The following is a 19970-nucleotide window of genomic DNA, read 5'->3' as shown; positions in this document are numbered from 1 at the left end:
GACAGGAGTGCATGAATAAGAAGTTTTTCTAACCTTCATTTATTATAGAAGGAATCCGACGGGTAAGCAAAGGGAACGGAGCAAGATTAGGCATTGCAACTTACTCAAATTTGAGTATAATCGATTTTGAAATCCAATTTGCGAACTGAAGAAAGAGGGAGCTATCCTACCATGGATGCGAAAAAAAGCAATGTGAAGCTCGCGATCGCGGGGCTTCTCCTCGGCCTGTTCATGGCCGCGCTCGACCAGACGATCGTATCCACCGCGATGAAGACGATTATTCAGCGCCTGGGCGGGCTGGACAAGTTTATCTGGGTGTACTCCGCCTACATGATCGCCATGGTCGTCGCTACGCCGATCTTCGGCAAGCTGTCCGACATGTTCGGCCGCAAGCGATTTTTCCTGCTGGGCGTCACGCTGTTCCTGTTGGGCTCCATCCTGTGCGGCACTGCGCAGAACATGGATCAGCTGATCATTTACCGCGCGATCCAGGGCATCGGCGGCGGCGCGCTGATGCCAATCGTATTTACGATCATTTTCGACCTATTCCCCGCGGAGAAGCGGGGCAAGATGATGGGGCTGTTCGGCGCCGTATTCGGCATGTCGAGCGTATTCGGGCCGATCCTCGGGGCCGTCATCACCGACAATATCAGCTGGCGCTGGATTTTTTACATCAACGTGCCGATCGGTATCCTGTCGTTTTATTTCATCCTGCGCGCTTACCACGAATCCGCGGCGCGGCGCAAGCAGAGCATCGATTGGCTCGGCGCGATCCTGTTGACGGCCGGCGTCCTATCGCTCATGTTCGCGCTGGAGCTGGGCGGCTCCGACGGCTGGGCGTGGGATTCGTTCAAGACGATCGGCCTGTTCGTCGCTTCGGGCGTGCTGCTGATCCTGTTCCTGCTCGCCGAGCGCCTGGCCAAAGATCCGATCATCGCGCTCGGCCTGTTCAAAAAGTCGCTGTTCACGAGCAGCATGATGATCAGCTTCCTTTACGGGGGCGTCATGATCGCATGCGCGACTTACATCCCGCTGTTCATCCAGGGCGTCTTCCACAAGACCGCCACGCAGACGAGCCTCGTGCTGACGCCGATGATGCTCGCGGTCGTCGTCAGCAGCCAGATCGGGGGATTGGTCGCCGGCAAGTTCCGCTTCCGGACGACGATGATCGTCTCTTCGATCGTGCTGACGATCGGCGCGGCGCTGCTCGGCTTCGCGATGGACTTGACGACGGGCCGCGGCATCATCACGCTGTACATGATCGTCGTGGGCCTCGGAATCGGCGTATCGTTTTCCTTGCTGAACATCTCGACGCTCGGCTCCGTGCCGCCGCAGTACAAAGGCTCCGCGTCCTCGCTGATCACGTTCTTCCGGACGATCGGCTCGGCGCTCGGCATCACCGTGTTCGGCGCGATTCAGAAGCACGCCTTCCAATCCGACGTGCTGGCGATGCCGGGCTCGAGCCCGGAGCTCGCCGCGCAGATCAAGAGCGGTCAGGCGCTGCTCGATCCCGCGGTGCAGGCAGTCATGAAAATTCCGCAGGACGTGCTGCAGAAGCTTCTGGCCGAGCTTGGCGATTCGATCATCACGACCTTCCAATGGGCGGCTCTGCTGCCGGTGCTGGCTTTCGTGTTCGCGCTGCTGATGGGCAAGGCGCGCATGGCGCCTTCCAACGCCGGCAAGCCGGGCGCCGCGAATTCGGGCAACCCGGAGGGCGCGCGGGAGCGCGGCTGACGCCATGTCCATGAAGTTGCTCATTCTCGGCATCCTGATGGAGAAGGACCGGCATCCGTACGAGATACGCCAGACGATGATCAATCGCAGCTGGAACTATGCGTTTAGGCTGCGCGACGGCTCTCTGTACTATGCGGTGGATCAGTTGCGCGATCGCGGCTTGATCGAAGCGGTCCACATCGTCCCGGTACCGGGCGAGCATCGTCCGGACAAGACGATCTACCGCATCACGGACGCGGGCCGTCAGGAGTTCGACAAGCTGATGTATGCCCAGCTCGGGCAGCCCGCTTATCCGCAGCACCCGATGATGATGGCGATGCCCTTTTTGCGCCATGCCGACCAAGCTCGGGTCGCGGAAATCGCCGGACAGCAGCTTGCGGCTTGCGAGGAACGGATCGCCTCTCTTGAGCAGGTGCTGGCGGTCAAGGCAAGCGGGATTCCGGCGAGCGCGCTGCGGATGATCGAGGGCATGCTCGCCTTCGGACGCGCGGAGCGCGACTGGATGGAGACGATCATCGGCGAAGCCAGGAGCGGCGCCTACGATCAAGAGCGCGATCCATCGGGCGGATGGAGAGCCAAGGCTCGCCCGCCCGCTCCGCCGACGCAAGAATGAATAAGTGATGAATAAGCGAAGCCTGCCGTTGCGCCGAGAGCGCATCGGCAGTTTTTTTCGATTCGGACCGATCTTCGCTGCCGCGGCACGTCCGTTTTTAAGCGATTATTCAGTTTGCGTTCATAGGTGCCTCAGCCAACCGCGCTAATGTATTCCCTGTACATAACGTTGGAACGATCATCCAATCAGTCACAGGGAGGCTTAAGTCTATGCGGAATTTGAAGCTGACGGCCAAGCTCGGTATCATCATCGTCATCGCGCTTGCCTTTATTCTTACGGTCGGGCTTGGCGGCAATCAAATGACCCGAATGATGGCAGGCAACGTGGAGGATAGCTATACGGAAAGCCTCCTGCCGCTGTCCTGGCTCCGGCAGATCCAGACGAACGAAAAGTCCGTGGACGCATATACGCTCGAGCTGATGTTGAATTCGGATTCTTCCGAGCGGCAGGCGAAGCTGTCGAAGATTCAGCGGCTGCTGACGGAGACGGACGACCTCATCGGTCAATACGGCGCATCGATCCACGATGCCGGCAGGCTGTCGGCGCTGGCAGACTACAAGCAACTGCTTGCCTCGTACCGCGACGTTCAGGCTAAGGCCGGCGGTTTGGCGCTCCAAGGGAACGGGGAAGGCGCATACGCCGTCTATGCGGACGATACCGGCGATCTTCGCGAACGGATGACGCAGGCGCTCGCCTCGTTGGCGGAGCAAACGCAGCAAGCCGCGGATGACATGTACGCGCAGAGCAAAAAAGGACGCGCGGGTCAACGGCTATATTACCGTCGCCATGATCGTCGCTGCGCTGGTCTTGCTAAGCGCCGTGTCGTGGCTGATCGGCCGCGCCATCACGAGACCGCTCGGCGCGCTGCGCGATCAAATGAAGCGGGCGGCGGCGGGCGACATGACCGTAGGCGGCGATTACCGCTCGAAAGACGAGATCGGAGATTTGACCGCTTCTTTCAACGACATGATCGCCGGCATTCGGGAGCTCGCGGTCAAAGCGAGCGACGGGGCAGCGGCGCTGAGCGGCGCATCGGCGCGCATGCAGGGATACGTGAGCAACTCGTCGGACGCGTCCGAGCGGATCGCGATCGCCGCAGGACAGCTCAGCGTTGGCTTCCTCGAGCAGAACGACGCGGTGACCGGGTTGACCGAGGCGACGGACCGGATGGCCGTGCTGCTGGCCGGTGTCGAATCCGACAGCCGCCAAGTCCAGGCCATGTCCGAAGAGGCGGCAAACGCCGGCGTAACAGGGCTTGAAGCGGTGAAGGCCGCCATGCTGCAAATGGAGGAGATCCAACGGAGCGTGTCGGAGACGCAGGCGACGATCCGGGAGCTTGGGGACCGGTCGGACGAGATCGGGTTCATCGTCACGACGATCGAGGAAATGGCGGGACAGACAAACCTGCTCGCCTTGAACGCGACGATCGAGGCGGCAAGGGCGGGAGAGGCGGGGCGAGGGTTCGCCGTCGTGTCGGACCAGATCCGCAAGCTGGCGGACGACGCTTCCCGTGCCTCGCGGCGCATCGCAGGGATGGTGAAGAGCATTCAACTGGAGACGGGGCGGGCTTCGGCGGCGATGGACAAGGAAGCCGAGTGCGTCAGAACGGGCGTAGACCGCACGGGACAGGCTGCGGAGTCATTCCGCGCGATCGAGCGGGCGATCCGCGGCGTGAAGCAGAAGCTGGCGGAAGTCGCCGATTCTTCGACCGAGGCGATGGATTCCTCTCGTCACGTGGCGGGCAGCATGAAGCTGTTCAGCGCTTTTTCGGCAGAAGGCGCCGCCGGCATTCAGGAGATGTCCGCGGAGAGTGACAGCCAGAGCCGCATGATGAGAGAAGCTGCCGCTTCCGTGGACGAACTCAACCTGCTCGCGACCGAGCTTCGGTCGGCCATCGGCAAGTTCGAGCTGGGCGATGCGGGGGGCGGCACGTCTTTGCCCTCGCAGGAATTTTAAAGGTACGAAGGAGATGCCCACCGCCCGCGTCGAATTGATGAGGAGACATAATTTCGACAGAAGAGGGCGATGCGGTGCTGGACGATAAAAAAGCGATACGCGCGTGGATGATGTACGACTGGGCGAACTCTTCGTTCGCGACGACGATTATGGCGGCGGTCATGCCGATCTACTACGCCGGCGTCGCGGCAAGCGGACTGGAGGACGGCAGAGCGACGTCCTACTGGGGCTTCACGCAGACGGCCGCTGCGATCGTCATCGCCGTGCTGTCGCCGCTGCTCGGCGCGATTGCCGACCGCTCGGGGGGCAAAAAGCGATTTTTGGGTTTTTTCTCGCTCTTGGGCGCGGCGGCATGCATCGGCATGGCGTTTATCGGCGAAGGCGACTGGCTCGCGGCTTCGGCCCTCGTCATCGTCGGCATGATCGGCTTCGGAATGGGAGGCACTTTTTACGATGCGCTGCTCAACGACGTGGCTTCGCCCGCGATGCGTGAGCGCGTCAGCGCGAAGGGCTACGCGATGGGGTATCTGGGCGGCGGCGTGCTGCTCGCGATCAATCTCGCGCTCATCATCGGGTGGAAAGCGTTCGGCTTCAAGGATTCGGCCGGCGCGTCGCAGGTTTCGTTCGCGATGGTCGGCGTCTGGTGGGCGCTTTTCTCGCTGCCGCTCTTTAAGCATGTGCGCGAAGCGAAGGGCTTGCCGGGCGGATCGGCGGCGGATAGCGTGCGGGAGGGGCTCACGAGACTCGGGCAGACCTTCCGCAGCATTCGGCGCTACCCCGAGCTGTTCAAGTTTATGGTCGCGTACTGGTTTTTCTTCGACGGCATCAATACGATCATCGTCATGGCGACCAGCTACGGCACCGACATCGGCCTGGATCAAAACGCGTTGATTGGCGCGCTGCTGCTCACGCAGTTCGTCGGATTCCCCGCGACTTGGCTGTTCGGACGGCTGGCGGACCGGATCGGCGGCAAAAAAGATGCTGTACGGCGCGCTGTCGGTGTACGTGATCATCGTGCTGCTAGGCTATCTCATGACGAACGAATATCATTTCTTCGCCTTGGCGCTGCTCGTCGGACTTGTTCAGGGCGGCGCGCAATCGACGTCCCGGGCGATCTACAGCCGGCTCATCCCGCCGGGGCGAACCGCGGAATTCAACGGCTTCCTCAGCTTCACGAGCCGGTTCTTCTCGTTCGGCGGTCCGCTCGTATTCGGCGTCGTGGGCTTGCTCACCGGCTCGAGCCGGGCGGCGCTGCTCGCGATCGCGCTCTTTTTCCTCGTCGGCATCGCGCTACTCGCCCTGGTCAAGCTGGAGAAAGGCTGGCGCGAAGCGTCGGAATAACGTAGTAAGGCATGCTTGAGGCTTAGATGACCGGTTCCGCGAAGGTGATCCAGGCGTTGCCGCAGGGCAGGCCGGTCTCGTAGGAGACGTTGCCGACGCGCGATTCAAAGGCGGCTTTCGCTTCTTCGGCTCCGCCGGGGCTCCCGGCGCCAAGCCAGGTAAGCCCGGCGGCAAGCGTGAGCTTGCCGTCATCGAAGGCTGCGTCCCATAGATCGTACACGCTCTCCTGCCGGATCTGCGTCCGGTCGACCGGGTCGATCCAGCCGCTGCGCCTCGCGTTCAGAACGTCCCAAGGCGGTATGGTCCGAGGCGGCGAAAAGGGGGCGAGCATCCCGAACGTCAGCCTTCCTTTCCAACCGCGAGGATCGAAGAAGAGGCGCTGGGCGGCGACGAACTGCCGCACGGACGCATCGAGCATGCCGGCGGTCAGCTCGCCGGCAAGACCCGGATAGTGCTTGCAGGACAGTGCGTACAAAATGTCCGTCATGCCCCCTGGGAGCTTACCGCCCGTGTCGATCTCATTCGATACGGGCTTTTTTCCCGTATGAATGCCTGCCCGGCGCCACATGACGACCGAGTCTATGGCGGTCTCGAATTGTTGATGCTTCCATTTGCCGAAGCCGGACAGGCTGAATACGTAGGGATGCACGTGCCGGTCCAACACGTGATGCAGCAAAAAGCCCGCGGCGTACGCCTCGGCCCCCGCGTCTCCGGCTCGCTGGCGCGTCGCTTCGAACAAATCGATTAAAAACGGCCCGCACGACACATTGTGCAACAGGCTCCCTAACCGGTTGGCCGGGGTGTGCGAACGCTGCCAGGGCAGGTAGTGGTCGTAAAACAAAAAATCCGGGCCCTGGCAGCCGAGCTGGAAAGCGGTACGCTGCGCGGGATCGGTCATAAAAGGGAGCCGAAGCGCTTCAGCGAGCTCTCGGCCGAATTGGATGTGCGCCCATAGGTTTGGCATGCTGGATCCTCCGTAAGTTCTGCAGAACTGCGACTAATGATGCCGTTTTATCGGTGTTTTTCGACAGGCCTTTCGACCCATTATCGTTCAAAAGTACCGCGATTTAACGAAAATAAGTATACTTGTCCTACTTATTTAAGTATAATGATGGCAACGAGGCAAGAGAAGCGGTATTTTGTCGAAACGACGCGCAGACAACGAGTTCCGGCGGTACAGAATCGGCTCGCAAGGAGGCATCGCTCGCGAATGAAGGCTGAATATATCAACCCATTCCTGGAATCGGCCCGTATGGTTATCGAGCAAATGGTTCAGATTCGGCCCAGCACCGGCCAGTTGGCGGTAAAGGACATCCAGTTCGTGGACAATCACGTGTGGATACAGATCGGGCTCACGGGCCATATGAGCGGCGACATCGTATTCGGTTTAAGCGAATCGGTCGCGCTGAAGATCATATCCGCCATGATGGGCGGGTTCGCCATCACGGAGATCGACGAGATGGGCAAGAGCGCCATTTCCGAACTGGGGAACATGATCAGCGGCAACGCATCGACCATTCTGTTTAACCAGGGCGTACACGTCGATATTACGCCGCCGCGCGTCGTTCACTCGATGCGCGAGAGTCACGGGGAGACCCGCCGCGCGCTAGCGGTGCCGCTCATCATGGACGGGATCGGCGAGATGGAGATTCAGGTATTGATCGCTTGATTCGTGCGGTGCCAGCCCTTCGAACGGCGCGACATATCGCCGTACCGCTCGATATGCTACAATAAGGAAGCCCCGCAGGGGGCTTTTTTAACGTTCAAACGCAATTGAGAGGCGCATTTCGGATAAAGCGCCGATAAATAGTACCGCTGCGGTCGGATGTTCGATTCTGCCGGCGGCGGAAAGGGGAATGGCCATGTCATCCATAGACCTGCGCGGCCGGATCGTGCTCTTGACCGGCGCGTCGAGCGGGATCGGCGCGTTGACTGCGCGGATGCTCGCGGAGCGGGACGCGGTGCCGGTGTTGGCCGCCCGTTCCGCGGACAAGCTGGCAGCCGTGTCGGCCCAGATCCGGGGCGAGCATGCGGTATTCATCTGCGACGTGCGGAGCGCGGCGTCCGTCGACGAGACCGTCGCGCGGACGCTCGAGCGCTACGGGCGCATCGATGCGCTGGTGAACAACGCGGGATACGGGGATTTCCTTCCCTTCGAGGAGACGGACTTGGCCCGGTTTGAAGCGATGATGGACGTCAATTATATGGGTACCGTGCGGTTTTGCAAGGCAGTGTACCCGGCCATGAAGCGGGCCGGCGCTGGCCACATCGTCAATGTGGCCTCGATCGCGGGCAAGATCGGGACGGCCAAGGCGACAGGGTATGCCGCCTCCAAGCACGCCGTGCTGGGCTTTACCAACTCGCTCAGGCAAGAGCTGCGGGGCAGCAACATCCGGATTTCCGCGCTCAATCCGGGGCCGATCGATACGCCGTTTTTCGACCGGGCGGATCCCGGAGGCACTTACAAACGCAACATCCGGCGTTTTCTGATGCAGCCGGACACGGTCGCAAAGGCGTTGGTGCGACTGCTGGAGACGGGCAAGGCGGAGCGCGATCTGCCCTGGGTGTCCGCCGCCGGCGCGAAGCTGATCCAGCTGTTCCCGGTGCTGACGGCAGGCATCGCCGCCCGTCTGCTCAACAAGAAATGAAGGCTGCGCCGATCGGCGCAGCCGCAAAGGAGAATGAACGATGTCGGAGGAACAAATAGAACGACGGGCAGACCAAGAGGCTGCATCGGCCGGAGCGCGTACGGTAGACAACGCGGACGCGGGGCGCGTCGAAGGCAGCGCAGAAGGAAGTGCCGAAGCCGAGGAGAGGCGTACGTTCGGCGCGCTCGGTCTAGGGGTGGAACTGACCGGTGCGCTGGCCGCGGCCGGCATCCTCGAGCCGACTTCGGTGCAGGCGGGCGTCATTCCCGAGCTGCTGGCCGGCAGGGACGGCGTGCTGCGGTCTCCGACGGGCTCGGGCAAGACGCTGGCTTACCTGCTGCCGCTGCTGCAGCAGGTCGATCCCGCAAAGCGCGAGACGCAGGCCGTCGTCATCGCGCCGACGCAGGAGCTGGCGATGCAGATCGTGCGCGTGTCGGAGAAGTACGGCGAGCCCCTGGGCGTCAAGACGGTCGCTTTGATCGGAGGCGCCGCGCTGTCGCGGCAGCTGGATCGCATGAAGGGCAAGCCGGCGATCGTCGTCGGCACTCCGGGCCGGATCCGCGAGGTCGCCTCGCTCCGCAAGCTGTCGCTCCAGGCAGTCAGGCATGTCGTCGTCGACGAGACCGACCGCGTCTTTTCGCTGGGAGGCAAGAGCGACGTGGAGTTCGTGCTGAAGGGTGCCGCCAGAGACAGGCAGACGGTGTTCGTGTCGGCGACGCGCTCGGACACGATGCGAGCCGCCGAGGCGAAGTGGCTGCGCGATCCGTGGGAGACGACGGTTCGCCAGGAGCAGGAGCCGGGTCTGCCGCAGACGATCGAGCATCTGTACCTGGTCAGCGATCCGCGGGACAAGATCGATCTCGTTCGGCGCCTCGTGCGCACGATGAAGCCGGCTTCGACGCTGCTGTTCGTGAACGACATCGAGCGGATCGGCGAGCTGCTTGCCAAGCTTCGGTTCGAGGGTTTCGCGGTGGACGCGCTGTACGGCGACACGCCGGGACGGGAGCGGGGAGAGGTGCTTCGCAAGTTTCGCGAGGGGAAAACGAAGCTGCTGGTCGCGTCCGACGTGGCCGCTCGCGGTCTGGACGTGCAGGAGCTCTCGCTCGTACTGCAGTTCGAGCCGGCGCTTGACGCGGATCACTACGTGCACCGTGCGGGTCGCACCGGCCGGATGGGGCGGAGCGGGACATCCATCACGATCGTGACGCCCAAGGAGCAGTTCATTATGGATAAGCTGGGCAAGCAGCTGCGCATCGAGATCAGGGAGCGTCGCCTTGCGCACGGTCGCCTCGAAGGCGTGAAGGGCGAAGGGAAGCGAGAGGCGACTGGCGAAAGGTCCGGGCCGAGAGGGAAAGGCTCCTCGTGGGCGCAGGCGAAAACCGGCGCCGCGGCGCAGGCTCGCGGTGCGGCGGAAGCTGGCGGTACGGCGTCGCCGAGACGTACGCCGGGCGGCCGGGTGGCGGAGGCCGGATCGAAGAAGGCTGGGGCCGGGCATCAAGCCGGAGCCAAGCCTCAAGCCGGGGCGGCGAAGACGGCCGGGGGCGCCGAGGGACGGGAGCAGCGGCCGCTGACGGGAGCCGCCCGCGGACCGGCCGGCGAGCGAAGCGGGGAGCAGGTGCGTTCGCAAACTGCGGGCGCGCAGAAGGCGGGGAAAAGCAGCGGCAAAACGGCGCCGCCCGCGCGTCCGGCCGCCAAGGGCAAGGTCAAGCAGGATCGGGAGCGCGACAGCAAAAATAAAGGGGCGCCGCGCTGGCTGAAGGAAAAACGGGCGAACAACGCCCCGCCAACCGAATAAGCGCGCCTCCGGGCGAACGGGACGATGTAGCTGCTCATGCCGCATCGTCCTATTTTAGCGCGCCAATAGCAGTGCAATGTTTCGAAACGCAGCGTAACTGCAGACTAGCGCCTTAACAGTCAGCGTCGTTTTTTCCCATTCGAGGAGAGATGCAAGCGGGCTGCGGCTTCGTTATAATGAAGAGATATCCGTCCACTCGAGGAGGTTGCGAATCATGGCAACCGCGTTAACGCTAGACAAGCTGACAGGCGGCTACAGCTCGCGCAAGCCCGTCCTTCACGAAGTCAGCTTCGACATACAGCCCGGAGAGATGATGGGCCTCATCGGCCTGAACGGCGCAGGCAAGAGCACCGCCATCAAGCATGTATTGGGCCTGATGCTGCCGCAGTCGGGCGAGGTGCGGGTCGCGGGCCTGCGGCTTGCGGACGACCGCGATCGCTACAGGTCATCCTGCGCGTACGTCCCCGAGCAGCCGTCGTTGTTCCCCAACTTGACGGTGGCCGAGCATTTGCGCTGGACGGAGACGGCTTACGGGTTAGACGCGCAGGCGGCGGCACGCAGAACAGAGGCGCTCGCCGAGACGTTCCGCATGAAGCATGCGATGGGGGCGTTGCCCGGCACGTTGTCCAAAGGGATGCGCCAAAAGGTGATGCTCATGAACGCGCTGCTCGTCTCGCCGCCGCTGCTCATTATCGACGAGCCGTTCCTTGGGCTCGACCCGCTGGCGACGCGGGCTCTCGTCCAGGCGCTTAACGAAGCGAGGGCGGCAGGTTCGGCGATTTTGCTCAGCTCGCATATTTTGCCTGCGCTCGAGCGCAATGCGGACCGGATCGTCGTCCTGCACCAGGGACGCATCCTGGCCGGCGGAACCCCGGGCGAAGTCAAGCAAGCGGCAGGCGCCGCAGGCAGCGACTATACGCTCGACGATGCGTTCGAGCGGTTGATTTTGGCCGCCGACGAGAAGGCCGCGCCGCCGGAAGGAGGCGCCGTCCGTGGCTGATCCGGTCCATGAGGGAAAGCCCCGGGGCTCGGAGATTGGCGGCGCGAGCGGGCGTCGGCGTTCCGGCGCGAGATGTTCCCTTATTTGCGATACGTGGCCCAGAGCGGTTTCGCGATGCTGCTGGCCGCGATCGGCATTACGCTGCTCGCGGGCTACGCAGGCCTGCTGGCCGATATGCCGCCGGCATGGCCCGCGGACGTCGTCGGCGTCGCTTTGATTTTTTTCGTATCTATATATACGCCTCTTAGGAGCTATCTCCAGCCGGCCGATACCGTGTTCCTGCTGCCCGCCGAGTCCGGCGTGCTGTCGGGGAATCTGTTCCCGGCTCTGCGCAGATCGGCCTCGTTCAGCGCGATCCGCACGCTGGTCGTCTTCGTCGTTTTTGCGCCGCTATATGCCCTGGCTCCGGTCACGGCGGACGCAGCTCCGTCTCAACCGGCCGCGTGGGCCGCGCTGGCGGCAGCGCTCGCGCTGTTGGCCGGCTGGAATACATATGCCGCCTGGCAAGAACGCCGGGCCGTGTCGGCAACCGCGCGGCTGGCGCTGCGCTTCGCCCGTTGGACGGCCGTTCTGCTCGCCGCAGCCGCGCTGTTGACCAAGCCGCTGCTTCTCGCGGCCGGCTTTGCGCTGCTTGCTGCCGCCGCCGTATCGGCGGCAGCGCTGCTCACGCCTCGCCACCGGCTGCCCTGGGATCGCCTGATTGCGGAGGAAGGCGCCGTTCGTCGTCGCTGGCTGGCTTTCCTCGGCTGGTTCGTGGACATTCCGACCGAAGCGCCTCCAGCAGCCTCGCGCGCCTGGATTGCTTGGATCGCGGACCGGATACCGCGGAACCGGCGTTTCGCCTGGCATTTTCTTTATGCGAAAACGTTTTTGCGCGGCGAAGCTTTCGGCGCCTTCTGGCGCTGGTGCGCGTTGATGGCGGTCATCTCGCTGTTCGCGCATTCAACCGCCGTCGACGCGATGGTATACGTCGTCGGAATGGTCGTCGGCGGGCTGCAGCTCACCGAGCTTGGAAGAATCCGTTTTGCCGAGCATGCTTCCGTCGTTCCGCTCTCTCCAGACGGTCGAAACATGGCTGCGTCCGCTGTCGTCCGGGCGGCGGGACTCGCCGCCGCTGCGCTTCTTTGGCTGGTCGCTTGGGCGCCGCATGCCGCCTCCACGCCGACCTGGTGGTTGATGGCGCTCGCCCTCGCGCTGGGCTGGACAGGCTGGCTGCTGCCGAGGCGATTAGCCGCCAGAGACGAAGACGATGAGCTTTAGCGTACAACTTATAAACGAGAAGCAGGAAAACAGACCCTGTTATCGAATAGTACTTTGTAACCAAGCTTCCGGATCTGATCTCCTTCAAAGGGCGCATTAAAGCCCGTTAATACATGTATGCGGTAACAAGTCCGGATACGGTTCGAAACGATGGCAGATTGAAAATAATAGCAATAACTGGGAGGACTGATCCATGGGCGGATTTTTAACGAACCTCGCCCTTCACATCATCCCCGGCGCGATGCTCGGCTGGCTGTCGGCCGAAGTCTTCCTGCGCAACCCGCTGCACCGGTTGAACCGCTTGGCTTCGATTCTGTTCGCATTGATGGCGCTGCAGTTCGGCGCGTCGTTTCTGGCTTCGTTTTTTCCCGAGGCGGATGCGGCGAAGCTCGTCAACGGGCTCTTGATCGTTCCGACATGCGTGCTTGGTTTCCTGATGATGCTTTTCGTTCGCCAGCTTGGCGGTCAGACGGGGAAACCGCCAGCGAGTTATTTGGACATCGCGTTGGTCGTGCCTTTCGTTCTCATCGTACTGGTCGTGTCACAGCCGAATGTTTATGGGGCTTATGCGAAATACACGGTGGCGCTGAATCCGGAGGAAGGCGTGCGGGCAGGATCGATTATTTTGGCGGCTACGGTCTGGCTGTACGCTTCCGCGGTTTGGCTGATCGGTTGGAAAGCGGCCCGGAACGCCGCCGATTCAACCGGATCGCAGCATGTTCAGGCGGGTTTGGGCATTTTCGCCGGTGCCGTCGTGACCTTAACGGCAATGGTGGCGGGACTGAGCGGATATTCGGCGGCGCACGCGCATCTGATAGGACTCTACGCCATGTTGCTGTTCGCTTTCTTCATTCGCAGGGCGATTTTGTACTATGGTCTGATGCCCTCGGTCATGGAAAAGTACAGGGTGCTGTTCGAGCTATCTCCATTCGGCGTACTTCTGCTGGATGCAGGCGGATCGATCCGCGAGGCGAACCCGGTCGTCAAGCTGCTGCTCGGCCTGCCGCCTGCGGAACTGATCGGCAAGCCGGTATCGATGTTTCTTGACCGGGGCGAGCGGCTGCCGCTCGGCGGGGTCGGCTCGGCGATGATGGAGGTCGGGATGGTCGATATTGCGGGCGTGTCCCGGCGGATGACCGTTCATCTTAGCGAGGTGACGGCCGAAGGGGAGCGTATGTACTGCGTCGTGCTCCAAGACGAGACAGGCCGCAAAAAAGCGGAAGAGGAAATCTGGTATTTGGCTTATCACGATGCGTTGACGGGGGTAGGCAACCGGCTCTATTTCCAGGAGACGATCTCCTCGCTGCTTCAGAACGGCACGGAAGGCGCGCTGCTGCTGCTTGATTTGGATCGCTTCAAAGCAGTGAACGACCGTCATGGCCATCAAGCCGGAGACGCGCTTCTGCGCGAGATCGCGTTAAAGCTCAGGGAATGCACCCCATTGAGCGGGATGCTGTTCAGACTAGGGGGCGACGAATTCGCAGTCGTGCTCCCCGATGTCGGCGGCGCTTGGGAACCCGCGGCGACGGCCGAAAATTTACTCGCCGGATTGACGGGCCATCGCGGCGCGATTTCTCCGGATTCACCCGTGACGGTCAGCATCGGCATCGCCCAATGGCCGGCTCACGGAAGCGATACGACCGCGCTGCTTCATGCAGCGGACATCGCGATGTACAAATCCAAGGAGCAGGGTCGCAATCGTTACAGCGTGTATGCGCAGGCGTTTGCGGGAGCCGGCGCATAAGAAACACGAAAGGCCTTGCCGCCGTCATCGGACGATGATCGGGAGCAAGGCCTTTCGTGTTTCACGATGCATGCTGCGATAGAAACTACGCTTGTTCGGCGGCTTCGGCCCTGACCTCGGTCACGGCTGCGTAGATCCGGTCGAACAGATCCTCCAGATATGGCTCTTCGATACAGGAAAAGGCGACGCGCAGATCATGCTGGCCGAGCGCGATCGTACCGACTTCATAACGGTCGAGCAAGCGTTGACGGACGGCTTCTGCGCTGATCCCGTCGAGCCGCAAGCACATGAAGTAGCCGGAGTTGAATGGGTAATAGCTCCAAACGCCTTCATATTTGCCGCTGTCGAGCAGGCTCTTGACCTTATTCGCGCGGCCTTTCATGATGGCGTACTTCTCGGCTTTTTGAGCTTCGAATTCGGGCGATTTGAGCGCGTCCAGCACGAACGTCTGCGAAGGATGCGGCCCGCTCGAGATCGTCGCGCGGATGATGCCTAGCGTCTTCTGTTCCAGGGCAGCGAGCGCGGACTCCGAAGTGCCGCCGTAGGTAATGAATCCGACGCGGAAACCCCAGACGTATTCTTCCTTCGTAGCGCCATCGATCTTGACCGGAAGCACGCGTTCGTGCAAACCGCACAGGGCGCCGAAGAGCGACTCGTGCAGCGAGTTTTCGAAGAACAGCGCGAAGTACGCGTCGTCGGTCACCGCGACGACGTTGATGCCGGCTTCGGCGGCGTCTTTAATGGCGGCGACGATCGCTGCGCCTTCCTCGCGGCTCGGCGTATAGCCGGTCGGGTTGTTCGGGAAGTTGAGCAGCACGATCGCTTTGCCCTGCGCTTTGCGGGAGAGCAGCGTGTCGCGCAGCCCTTGCGCGTTGAACAGGCCGTCCTCGGCGTAAAGCGGGTACTCCACGATCTCGGCGCCCCGGCGAATGCCGAAGGTCAGCTCGTAGTTCTCCCAGTTTTTGTCGGGGATGATAACGGCGTCTCCGGCGTCGGCGAATAGATCGGCAACGATGCTCAGGCCATGCGTCAGCGCGTTCGTGACGACGGGCATGCTGAACGTCTTGCCTTGGAGGGAAGGGTTCTCCTTCAGCATCTTTTCGCGCCATGCGGTACGGAGCTCAGGCTTGCCGGCCGGTGGCGCATATTCGTAAATGTCCTTCGGATTATAGGCGGACAATTTGTCTTGGATCATTTTCAGGTGCATCGGCTGCCCGTTCTCCGTCGCGATACCGATCGTCGCGTTATACGTTTTCGCTTTTTGCTTCGCTTCGGCAGATTGGCTCAGGATGCCTATCTTGGGAAAATAAATGGCCTTGCCGAGTCCGGAGAGCATCTCCGCGATTCGAGGCTGTTCCTTGGCGATGGTGTCGTTGAGCTGTTGCGCGAGGGGGGTTCATTGCCGTCATCCTTCCACATGATCGAGTTCCCTTGTGAGAAAATTTCTCAGGCAGGGCATCAGTTGCTATTATACACGATCGTACCATACGCGTCACCCGCGCGTCGGTGCGGAAGGTGAACAATCCTTGAGCGAATTTGGAGCAATCTGGTTTAATTTTGCTTCGGCGCCCATTCTTTCATGAACGAGACGGTGAGCGGGTCCCCCGGACGGCCTCTCTCTTCCAAGCCTCCGATGACCTCGCTCCGTTTTTTGTCGGACAGATTTTGTCCGAATTTGAACTTGCCCGTCATCGCTTCGATGGCAAGACGGAGCACGGCCACGCCTTTAAGCTGGGCTGCGTATTTCGGGTTCCCCGCATCGATCGGCAGATGTCCGCCTTCCGGCTGGAGCTTGGCCATCAGCGCGGAGAGCGCAGTCGCTTTCTCCGTGGCGTCTTCGACCTGTTCGACCCGGCCGCGGATGCGGACGGAGCGGAAGTAAAGCGTAGCCGGACACGCCATCAGCGGATCGCTATAATAGGAAGGAATGAACGCATGCGCCTCGTAGACGATGAATTCCGCCCGGTTGTTCTCCGCAAGGCCATTCATCTTTTCTCCCTTTTTGCTTCCGTGGAAATAGACGTTCCCTGCCGCGTACGCGTAGTTCAGCGGCACTGCCTTCGGCCAGCCGTCGCTGCCGATAAAGGTTAACACCCCGTCGTCCCGCTCGTTCAGAAACGCTTCGCAAGTTTCGCGGTCTTCCACTTCGAATTCTTTTCTGCGCATGACAGCCGCCTCCTTTTAAGATGTGAGTTTTATTCTAAGTCCGACATTGACAAGTCAAAAGATCCAATTTACATTAAAATCATTGGTCCATTGAAACGGGAAAGTGGGGCGGCGATGAGCATCCAAGTACCCTATGACGTGCGATTGTCCGCTTGCGGCGTCAAACATCTCGCATTATTTCAGGCGATTCGCGACAGCATCGTCGCCGGCAAGCTCCCGCCCGGCGCCAAACTGCCCTCGACGAGGATGTTGGCCGAATCGTACGGACTGTCCCGCGGCAGCGTCAGCATCGCTTACGAGATGCTTGCCGCGGAGGGCTACGTGCGCGCATCGGTGGGGCGAGGGACTTACGTGGCGGGAGCAGATGCGCGTCCCATGGAAGCCGTCTGGAATCGGGACAGCGGCGCAGCGAATAAGCCGCCATCGCATGCAAAGGCGCATGGCGAAGATGATGAGCCGGCGGCGGGTTTATCGGGCTCATCCGCATTGGGACTTTCGGTTTGGGGCTTGCGGCTTGTGAGGGAGGCCCGGTTAGACGTGTCTCCGCGAGAAGGTACCGAAGTTTCCGCCGACAAGTCATTCGAAACGATCTCCTTTAAACCGCGCGGCATGGGAGAGCGCTGGTTCCCTTGGATGTCATGGAAGGCAGCGGTATCGGCGGAATGGCGGCGGCGCGGACCCGCCCCGGCGGAGGACGGCGCCGCCGCGGCGGGCAGCGCGGAGCTGCGCCGGGCGATCGCGGGAAGGCTGCGGCGCGAGCGCGGCATCCTATGCGAAGCGGAGGACATCGTCGTGACGGGCGGTTCGATGCAAGCGATCGCCCTGCTGGCGCAACTGCTGCTCGAGCCGGGCAAATCGGCCGTCGCGGAGGATCCTTGCTACAGCGGCACGCAGCGCGCCATTCGCGCGAGCGGTGCCGCGCTGATTGCGGCGCCGGTGGACCGTCAAGGCATCATGCCGGACGATTGGCAGGCTGAGCTGCTGTTCGTGACGCCGACCCGGCAGTTCCCTACCGGCGCGGTGCTCACCTACGAACGAAGGATGGCACTGCTGGACTGGGCCGCCAAGCGGGGGGCTTGGATCGTGGAGGACGACTATGACAGTGAGTTCCGCTGGTCGGGGCGTCCGATCGAGCCGCTCAAGTCGCTCGATCGGCAGGGGCGGGTCGTTTACGTCGGCTCGTTTTCGCGTGCGATGCGGCAGGAGGTGCGGATCGGCTACGCGGTATTGCCGCCCGCGCTTCGCGAACCGTTTATGCTGGCCAAGCAGCTCTATGATCCTTATCCGGCAGGTCTGACCGAGCAGCGCGCGCTGGCGGACTGGATGAATCAGGGCGAATACGATCGCCATTTGCGGCGGACCCGGCGTATTTTTAATCGGCTGCAAGGATTGCTGCGCGAAGAGCTGTCGAAGCTCGAGCCGCTGTTCGACGTACATCCCGCGGACGCGGGACTGCTGTTGTTCGCGACTTGGACGGATTCGCCCGAACGGTACGATCGATTCGCGCTCGCCTGCAGGCAAGCGGGCGCGTGCTGGGGCGACGGTACGGTTTACGCAGCCGGGCAGCGACCGGATGAGCGTACCGCCTTGTTCGGTTTTGCGCACCTGGATGAGAATGGCATTGCTAAGGGAATGCGGCGGATTACCGAGACGGCTGCACGGCTGGGACTCATAGAAGAGCCCCGGGAAAAAGAGTCTGCAGTGCTTAAGTACGCAGCAAGGAATGGAGGAGCGGGAGATGCTTGACGCGTCGCCGGATGCCTACGAGCTCAAGCTTTACCTGGCGAAGATCGTATGCGAGCCCGGCTGGAAGTGGCAGCAGCGAGAAAAGCCGCTTGCGAATTACGATTTATTTTACGTATGGAGCGGAGAAGGCGAGGTCGTCCTGAACGGCCAGGCGTATCCTGTGGAAAAAGGAAGCTGCTTCCTTTTCAGGCCTGGAGATCATACGAGCGCTACGCACAATCCGCAAAAGCCGCTCGTACTCACTTACATTCACTTCGACGTCAACGTGCCGGTGAAGTTCGTGCCGAAGCCGTACCGGATTTTGCAGGATACGTTCGAGTTCGAGCATCTGCTGGCGAGGTATGTTCGGCTCTTCCTCGTCAAAACGTTCGCTGCGGAGGAAGAAGCAAGGCTCGTGCTTAAGCAGCTCATCATTCACCTGCTGCGCAATGACCTGGAGGAGCCCGTCGAGCGCAAGGCGAGCAATCAGCTGACCGAGAGCATCCACGAGGTCGCCAATTACATCCGCCAGCATCCGGGCGAATCCCATCGCGTCGACGATCTGGCAGCGCGCGCGGGTCTGTCGCCCCGATACTTTTCGGTCAAGTTTAAAGAATTGATCGGATCCTCGGTTCAGACCTACATGATTCGCACTCGGATCGAACGGGCACAGCATCTGCTCCTGCACGCGGGAATGAACGTGACCGAAGTCGCCGACGCGCTCGGGTACCGCGATATCTTCTTTTTCAGCCGCCAGTTCAAACAATACACAGGCAAGAGCCCGTCGGAGATCCGATAGGGCTCCTTCTTTTTTTTACGCATGCTGCGAACGTCCTCGGCCGTGACAATCGCTCGTTTTCCGCCATTACATCGGTATCCCCTTCGCACAGGGAAGTGCACTGATACTAGCGCTGGCCAAGGGCAATATTTCGTGCTATCCCTTTAACGCAGGAAAAATATTTTGTCTTGAATAAAATGGAATTAATAGGTACAATAAGAACATAAGTTCCCTTTTTTTGCTGGAGGAAATGTGATGAGCAATTCGAATCGTTTGTGCGAGCAGGTACCCGCTTTTGGCGAAGAAGATTGCGAGAGCGCCCTTTTTCGTGCGAAATGGCCTGACGGCTTTCGTTGTCCGCGATGCGGCGGACTCGACTTTTATCGTATTGTTTCCCGCGGACGCCGCGTATTCGAATGCCGTTCATGCGCCCGCCAGACCTCGCTTACGGCCGGTACGATCCTAGAGGGCACCCGTACGCCGCTCGTGAAGTGGTTTCAGGCGTTGTTTCTGATGCAGACCGGCATATCGGCTACACTGTTGGCGGAGCTGATTCAGGTAACGTACAAGACGGCTTGGCTCATCAATCATAAGCTTCGCTATGCGATTCAGGTGCACGACGAGGGGCGGCCGCTGGCAGGCGATTTACAGTTACTAGGGGACTTCTATGCGCGGCCGGCGACGAACAGGCCGTTGGATCCGTTGACGTACCGGGACGAGCCCGCCGTCGCGGGAGCGTCGGTCGATCCCGATAGCGGAGAGCTTGCGGAGGTCAAAATCAAAAAGATTGTCCGCCGCGACATTCAGTCGCCGTACGTTCGCCATCGATTCGTTCGGCGGATTTTTGTGGAGGCATGCGGCCGAGGACCGTTCCGGGAGTCGTCGCATCGAGATCGTTAAGGCATCGGGACCCGAAGGCGTGACGGCATTGGGGGCCGTATGGCGAGGAGCGATCGGTTGGTTGGCACGGACATTCGGGGGGCATCGGACCCAAGCACTTGCAAGCTTACCTGGATGAATATTGCTTTCGCGTGAACGGACGTGCAGAGGGGTTCGGTACTTTGCTTTCGCTTTGCGGCCGTACGAACACGATTACACAACCCATGCTTGTTCGTAAGAGATACGGCGTCCGTTCTATCCGTTGGACCGGACAGACGCATTTATCGCAGCTATCCCGTTCGATTTTCGTTTCTTGAACGCACGGTGGCGA

Annotated in this window: 13 protein-coding genes and 5 pseudogenes; 15 read left to right on the top strand and 3 right to left on the bottom strand. The window is 61.2% G+C overall.

Features of this window, described 5'->3' with window-relative positions:
* The first annotated feature begins 171 nt into the window (after window positions 1-171).
* The 5 genes and pseudogenes from OMP38_RS06895 (at window position 172) to OMP38_RS06880 (ending at window position 5644) form a co-directional block, all read left to right on the top strand.
* On the top strand, window positions 172-1734 hold the full coding sequence (locus tag OMP38_RS06895; protein ID WP_277564428.1) for an MDR family MFS transporter: 1563 nt from the start codon (window positions 172-174) through the stop codon (window positions 1732-1734).
* Window positions 1735-1738: 4 nt separating this feature from the next.
* Window positions 1739-2347 carry a PadR family transcriptional regulator gene (locus OMP38_RS06890; protein ID WP_277564427.1) on the top strand — a complete coding sequence of 203 codons (609 nt, stop codon included), beginning with the start codon at window positions 1739-1741 and terminating at the stop codon, window positions 2345-2347.
* A gap of 209 nt (window positions 2348-2556) precedes the next feature.
* Window positions 2557-3039 (top strand): annotated as a pseudogene (locus tag OMP38_RS35640) (MCP four helix bundle domain-containing protein); the annotation flags it as partial.
* A 34-nt stretch (window positions 3040-3073) separates the two neighbouring features.
* Window positions 3074-4303, top strand: a complete 1230-nt coding sequence (locus OMP38_RS06885) for a methyl-accepting chemotaxis protein (protein WP_277564426.1) — start codon at window positions 3074-3076, stop codon at window positions 4301-4303.
* Between the two features lie 107 nt (window positions 4304-4410).
* A pseudogene (locus OMP38_RS06880) lies at window positions 4411-5644 on the top strand (MFS transporter).
* A gap of 22 nt (window positions 5645-5666) precedes the next feature.
* Here the strand turns inward: OMP38_RS06880 and OMP38_RS06875 are convergent.
* Window positions 5667-6608, bottom strand: coding sequence for a zinc dependent phospholipase C family protein (locus OMP38_RS06875; RefSeq protein WP_277564425.1), 942 nt, complete (start codon window positions 6606-6608; stop codon window positions 5667-5669).
* A gap of 246 nt (window positions 6609-6854) precedes the next feature.
* Between OMP38_RS06875 and OMP38_RS06870 the strand changes: the two genes are divergently transcribed.
* The 6 genes and pseudogenes from OMP38_RS06870 (at window position 6855) to OMP38_RS06845 (ending at window position 14091) form a co-directional block, all read left to right on the top strand.
* Complete coding sequence (locus OMP38_RS06870; RefSeq protein WP_090110437.1) at window positions 6855-7313, top strand: chemotaxis protein CheX; 459 nt, start codon at window positions 6855-6857, stop codon at window positions 7311-7313.
* Window positions 7314-7515: 202 nt separating this feature from the next.
* A complete protein-coding gene (locus tag OMP38_RS06865) occupies window positions 7516-8292 on the top strand; it encodes an SDR family NAD(P)-dependent oxidoreductase (protein WP_420869625.1) in 777 nt (258 codons plus the stop codon).
* A gap of 40 nt (window positions 8293-8332) precedes the next feature.
* Entirely contained in the window at window positions 8333-10087 is a 1755-nt protein-coding gene (locus tag OMP38_RS06860) for a DEAD/DEAH box helicase (RefSeq protein ID WP_277564423.1), read from the top strand.
* Between the two features lie 214 nt (window positions 10088-10301).
* Window positions 10302-11087: an ABC transporter ATP-binding protein gene (locus OMP38_RS06855; protein WP_277564422.1), complete on the top strand. Its 786-nt coding sequence runs from the start codon at window positions 10302-10304 to the stop codon at window positions 11085-11087.
* A gap of 54 nt (window positions 11088-11141) precedes the next feature.
* Window positions 11142-12347, top strand: a pseudogene (locus OMP38_RS06850) (ABC transporter permease); the annotation flags it as partial.
* 193 nt (window positions 12348-12540) lie between these two features.
* Window positions 12541-14091 (top strand): sensor domain-containing diguanylate cyclase, encoded by a 1551-nt coding sequence (locus tag OMP38_RS06845; RefSeq protein WP_277564421.1) that lies wholly within the window; start codon window positions 12541-12543, stop codon window positions 14089-14091.
* Between the two features lie 85 nt (window positions 14092-14176).
* On the opposite strand, the pseudogene OMP38_RS06840 reads toward OMP38_RS06845, so the two are convergent.
* Both OMP38_RS06840 and OMP38_RS06835 read right to left on the bottom strand, forming a co-directional pair.
* Window positions 14177-15484 (bottom strand): annotated as a pseudogene (locus OMP38_RS06840) (aminotransferase class I/II-fold pyridoxal phosphate-dependent enzyme); the annotation flags it as partial.
* Between the two features lie 158 nt (window positions 15485-15642).
* Window positions 15643-16257 (bottom strand): pyridoxamine 5'-phosphate oxidase family protein, encoded by a 615-nt coding sequence (locus OMP38_RS06835; protein WP_277564420.1) that lies wholly within the window; start codon window positions 16255-16257, stop codon window positions 15643-15645.
* 114 nt (window positions 16258-16371) lie between these two features.
* On the opposite strand from OMP38_RS06835, the gene pdxR reads away from it, so the two are divergent.
* From pdxR to OMP38_RS06815, 4 genes and pseudogenes are all read left to right on the top strand, one after another.
* Complete coding sequence (gene pdxR, locus OMP38_RS06830) at window positions 16372-18003, top strand: MocR-like pyridoxine biosynthesis transcription factor PdxR (protein ID WP_277564419.1); 1632 nt, start codon at window positions 16372-16374, stop codon at window positions 18001-18003.
* Entirely contained in the window at window positions 17996-18781 is a 786-nt protein-coding gene (locus OMP38_RS06825; RefSeq protein ID WP_277564418.1) for a helix-turn-helix domain-containing protein, read from the top strand. The genes pdxR and OMP38_RS06825 overlap by 8 nt, the downstream gene beginning before the upstream one ends.
* 234 nt (window positions 18782-19015) lie before the next feature.
* Complete coding sequence (locus OMP38_RS06820) at window positions 19016-19660, top strand: IS1595 family transposase (protein WP_277564417.1); 645 nt, start codon at window positions 19016-19018, stop codon at window positions 19658-19660.
* Window positions 19661-19740: 80 nt separating this feature from the next.
* Window positions 19741-19836, top strand: a pseudogene (locus OMP38_RS06815) (IS1595 family transposase); the annotation flags it as partial.
* Window positions 19837-19970: the final 134 nt, after the last annotated feature.

It is taken from the genome of Cohnella ginsengisoli (assembly GCF_029525555.1).
Lineage (GTDB): Bacteria > Bacillota > Bacilli > Paenibacillales > Paenibacillaceae > Cohnella > Cohnella ginsengisoli.
The sequence above is the reverse complement of the archived record's forward strand: the minus strand, read 5'-3'. Positions and strand labels throughout refer to the sequence as shown.

What these genes read in the sequence shown, in the direction of transcription:
- OMP38_RS06820 (WP_277564417.1), top strand. Translation starts at nt 19,016, where the DNA reads ATGAGCAATTCGAATCGTTTGTGCGAGCAGGTACCCGCTTTTGGCGAA.
- OMP38_RS06845 (WP_277564421.1), top strand. Translation starts at nt 12,541, where the DNA reads ATGGGCGGATTTTTAACGAACCTCGCCCTTCACATCATCCCCGGCGCG.
- OMP38_RS06875 (WP_277564425.1), bottom strand. Translation starts at nt 6,608, where the DNA reads ATGCCAAACCTATGGGCGCACATCCAATTCGGCCGAGAGCTCGCTGAA.
- OMP38_RS06835 (WP_277564420.1), bottom strand. Translation starts at nt 16,257, where the DNA reads ATGCGCAGAAAAGAATTCGAAGTGGAAGACCGCGAAACTTGCGAAGCG.
- OMP38_RS06855 (WP_277564422.1), top strand. Translation starts at nt 10,302, where the DNA reads ATGGCAACCGCGTTAACGCTAGACAAGCTGACAGGCGGCTACAGCTCG.
- pdxR (WP_277564419.1), top strand. Translation starts at nt 16,372, where the DNA reads ATGAGCATCCAAGTACCCTATGACGTGCGATTGTCCGCTTGCGGCGTC.
- OMP38_RS06890 (WP_277564427.1), top strand. Translation starts at nt 1,739, where the DNA reads ATGTCCATGAAGTTGCTCATTCTCGGCATCCTGATGGAGAAGGACCGG.
- OMP38_RS06825 (WP_277564418.1), top strand. Translation starts at nt 17,996, where the DNA reads ATGCTTGACGCGTCGCCGGATGCCTACGAGCTCAAGCTTTACCTGGCG.
- OMP38_RS06860 (WP_277564423.1), top strand. Translation starts at nt 8,333, where the DNA reads ATGTCGGAGGAACAAATAGAACGACGGGCAGACCAAGAGGCTGCATCG.
- OMP38_RS06895 (WP_277564428.1), top strand. Translation starts at nt 172, where the DNA reads ATGGATGCGAAAAAAAGCAATGTGAAGCTCGCGATCGCGGGGCTTCTC.
- OMP38_RS06885 (WP_277564426.1), top strand. Translation starts at nt 3,074, where the DNA reads ATGACATGTACGCGCAGAGCAAAAAAGGACGCGCGGGTCAACGGCTAT.
- OMP38_RS06870 (WP_090110437.1), top strand. Translation starts at nt 6,855, where the DNA reads ATGAAGGCTGAATATATCAACCCATTCCTGGAATCGGCCCGTATGGTT.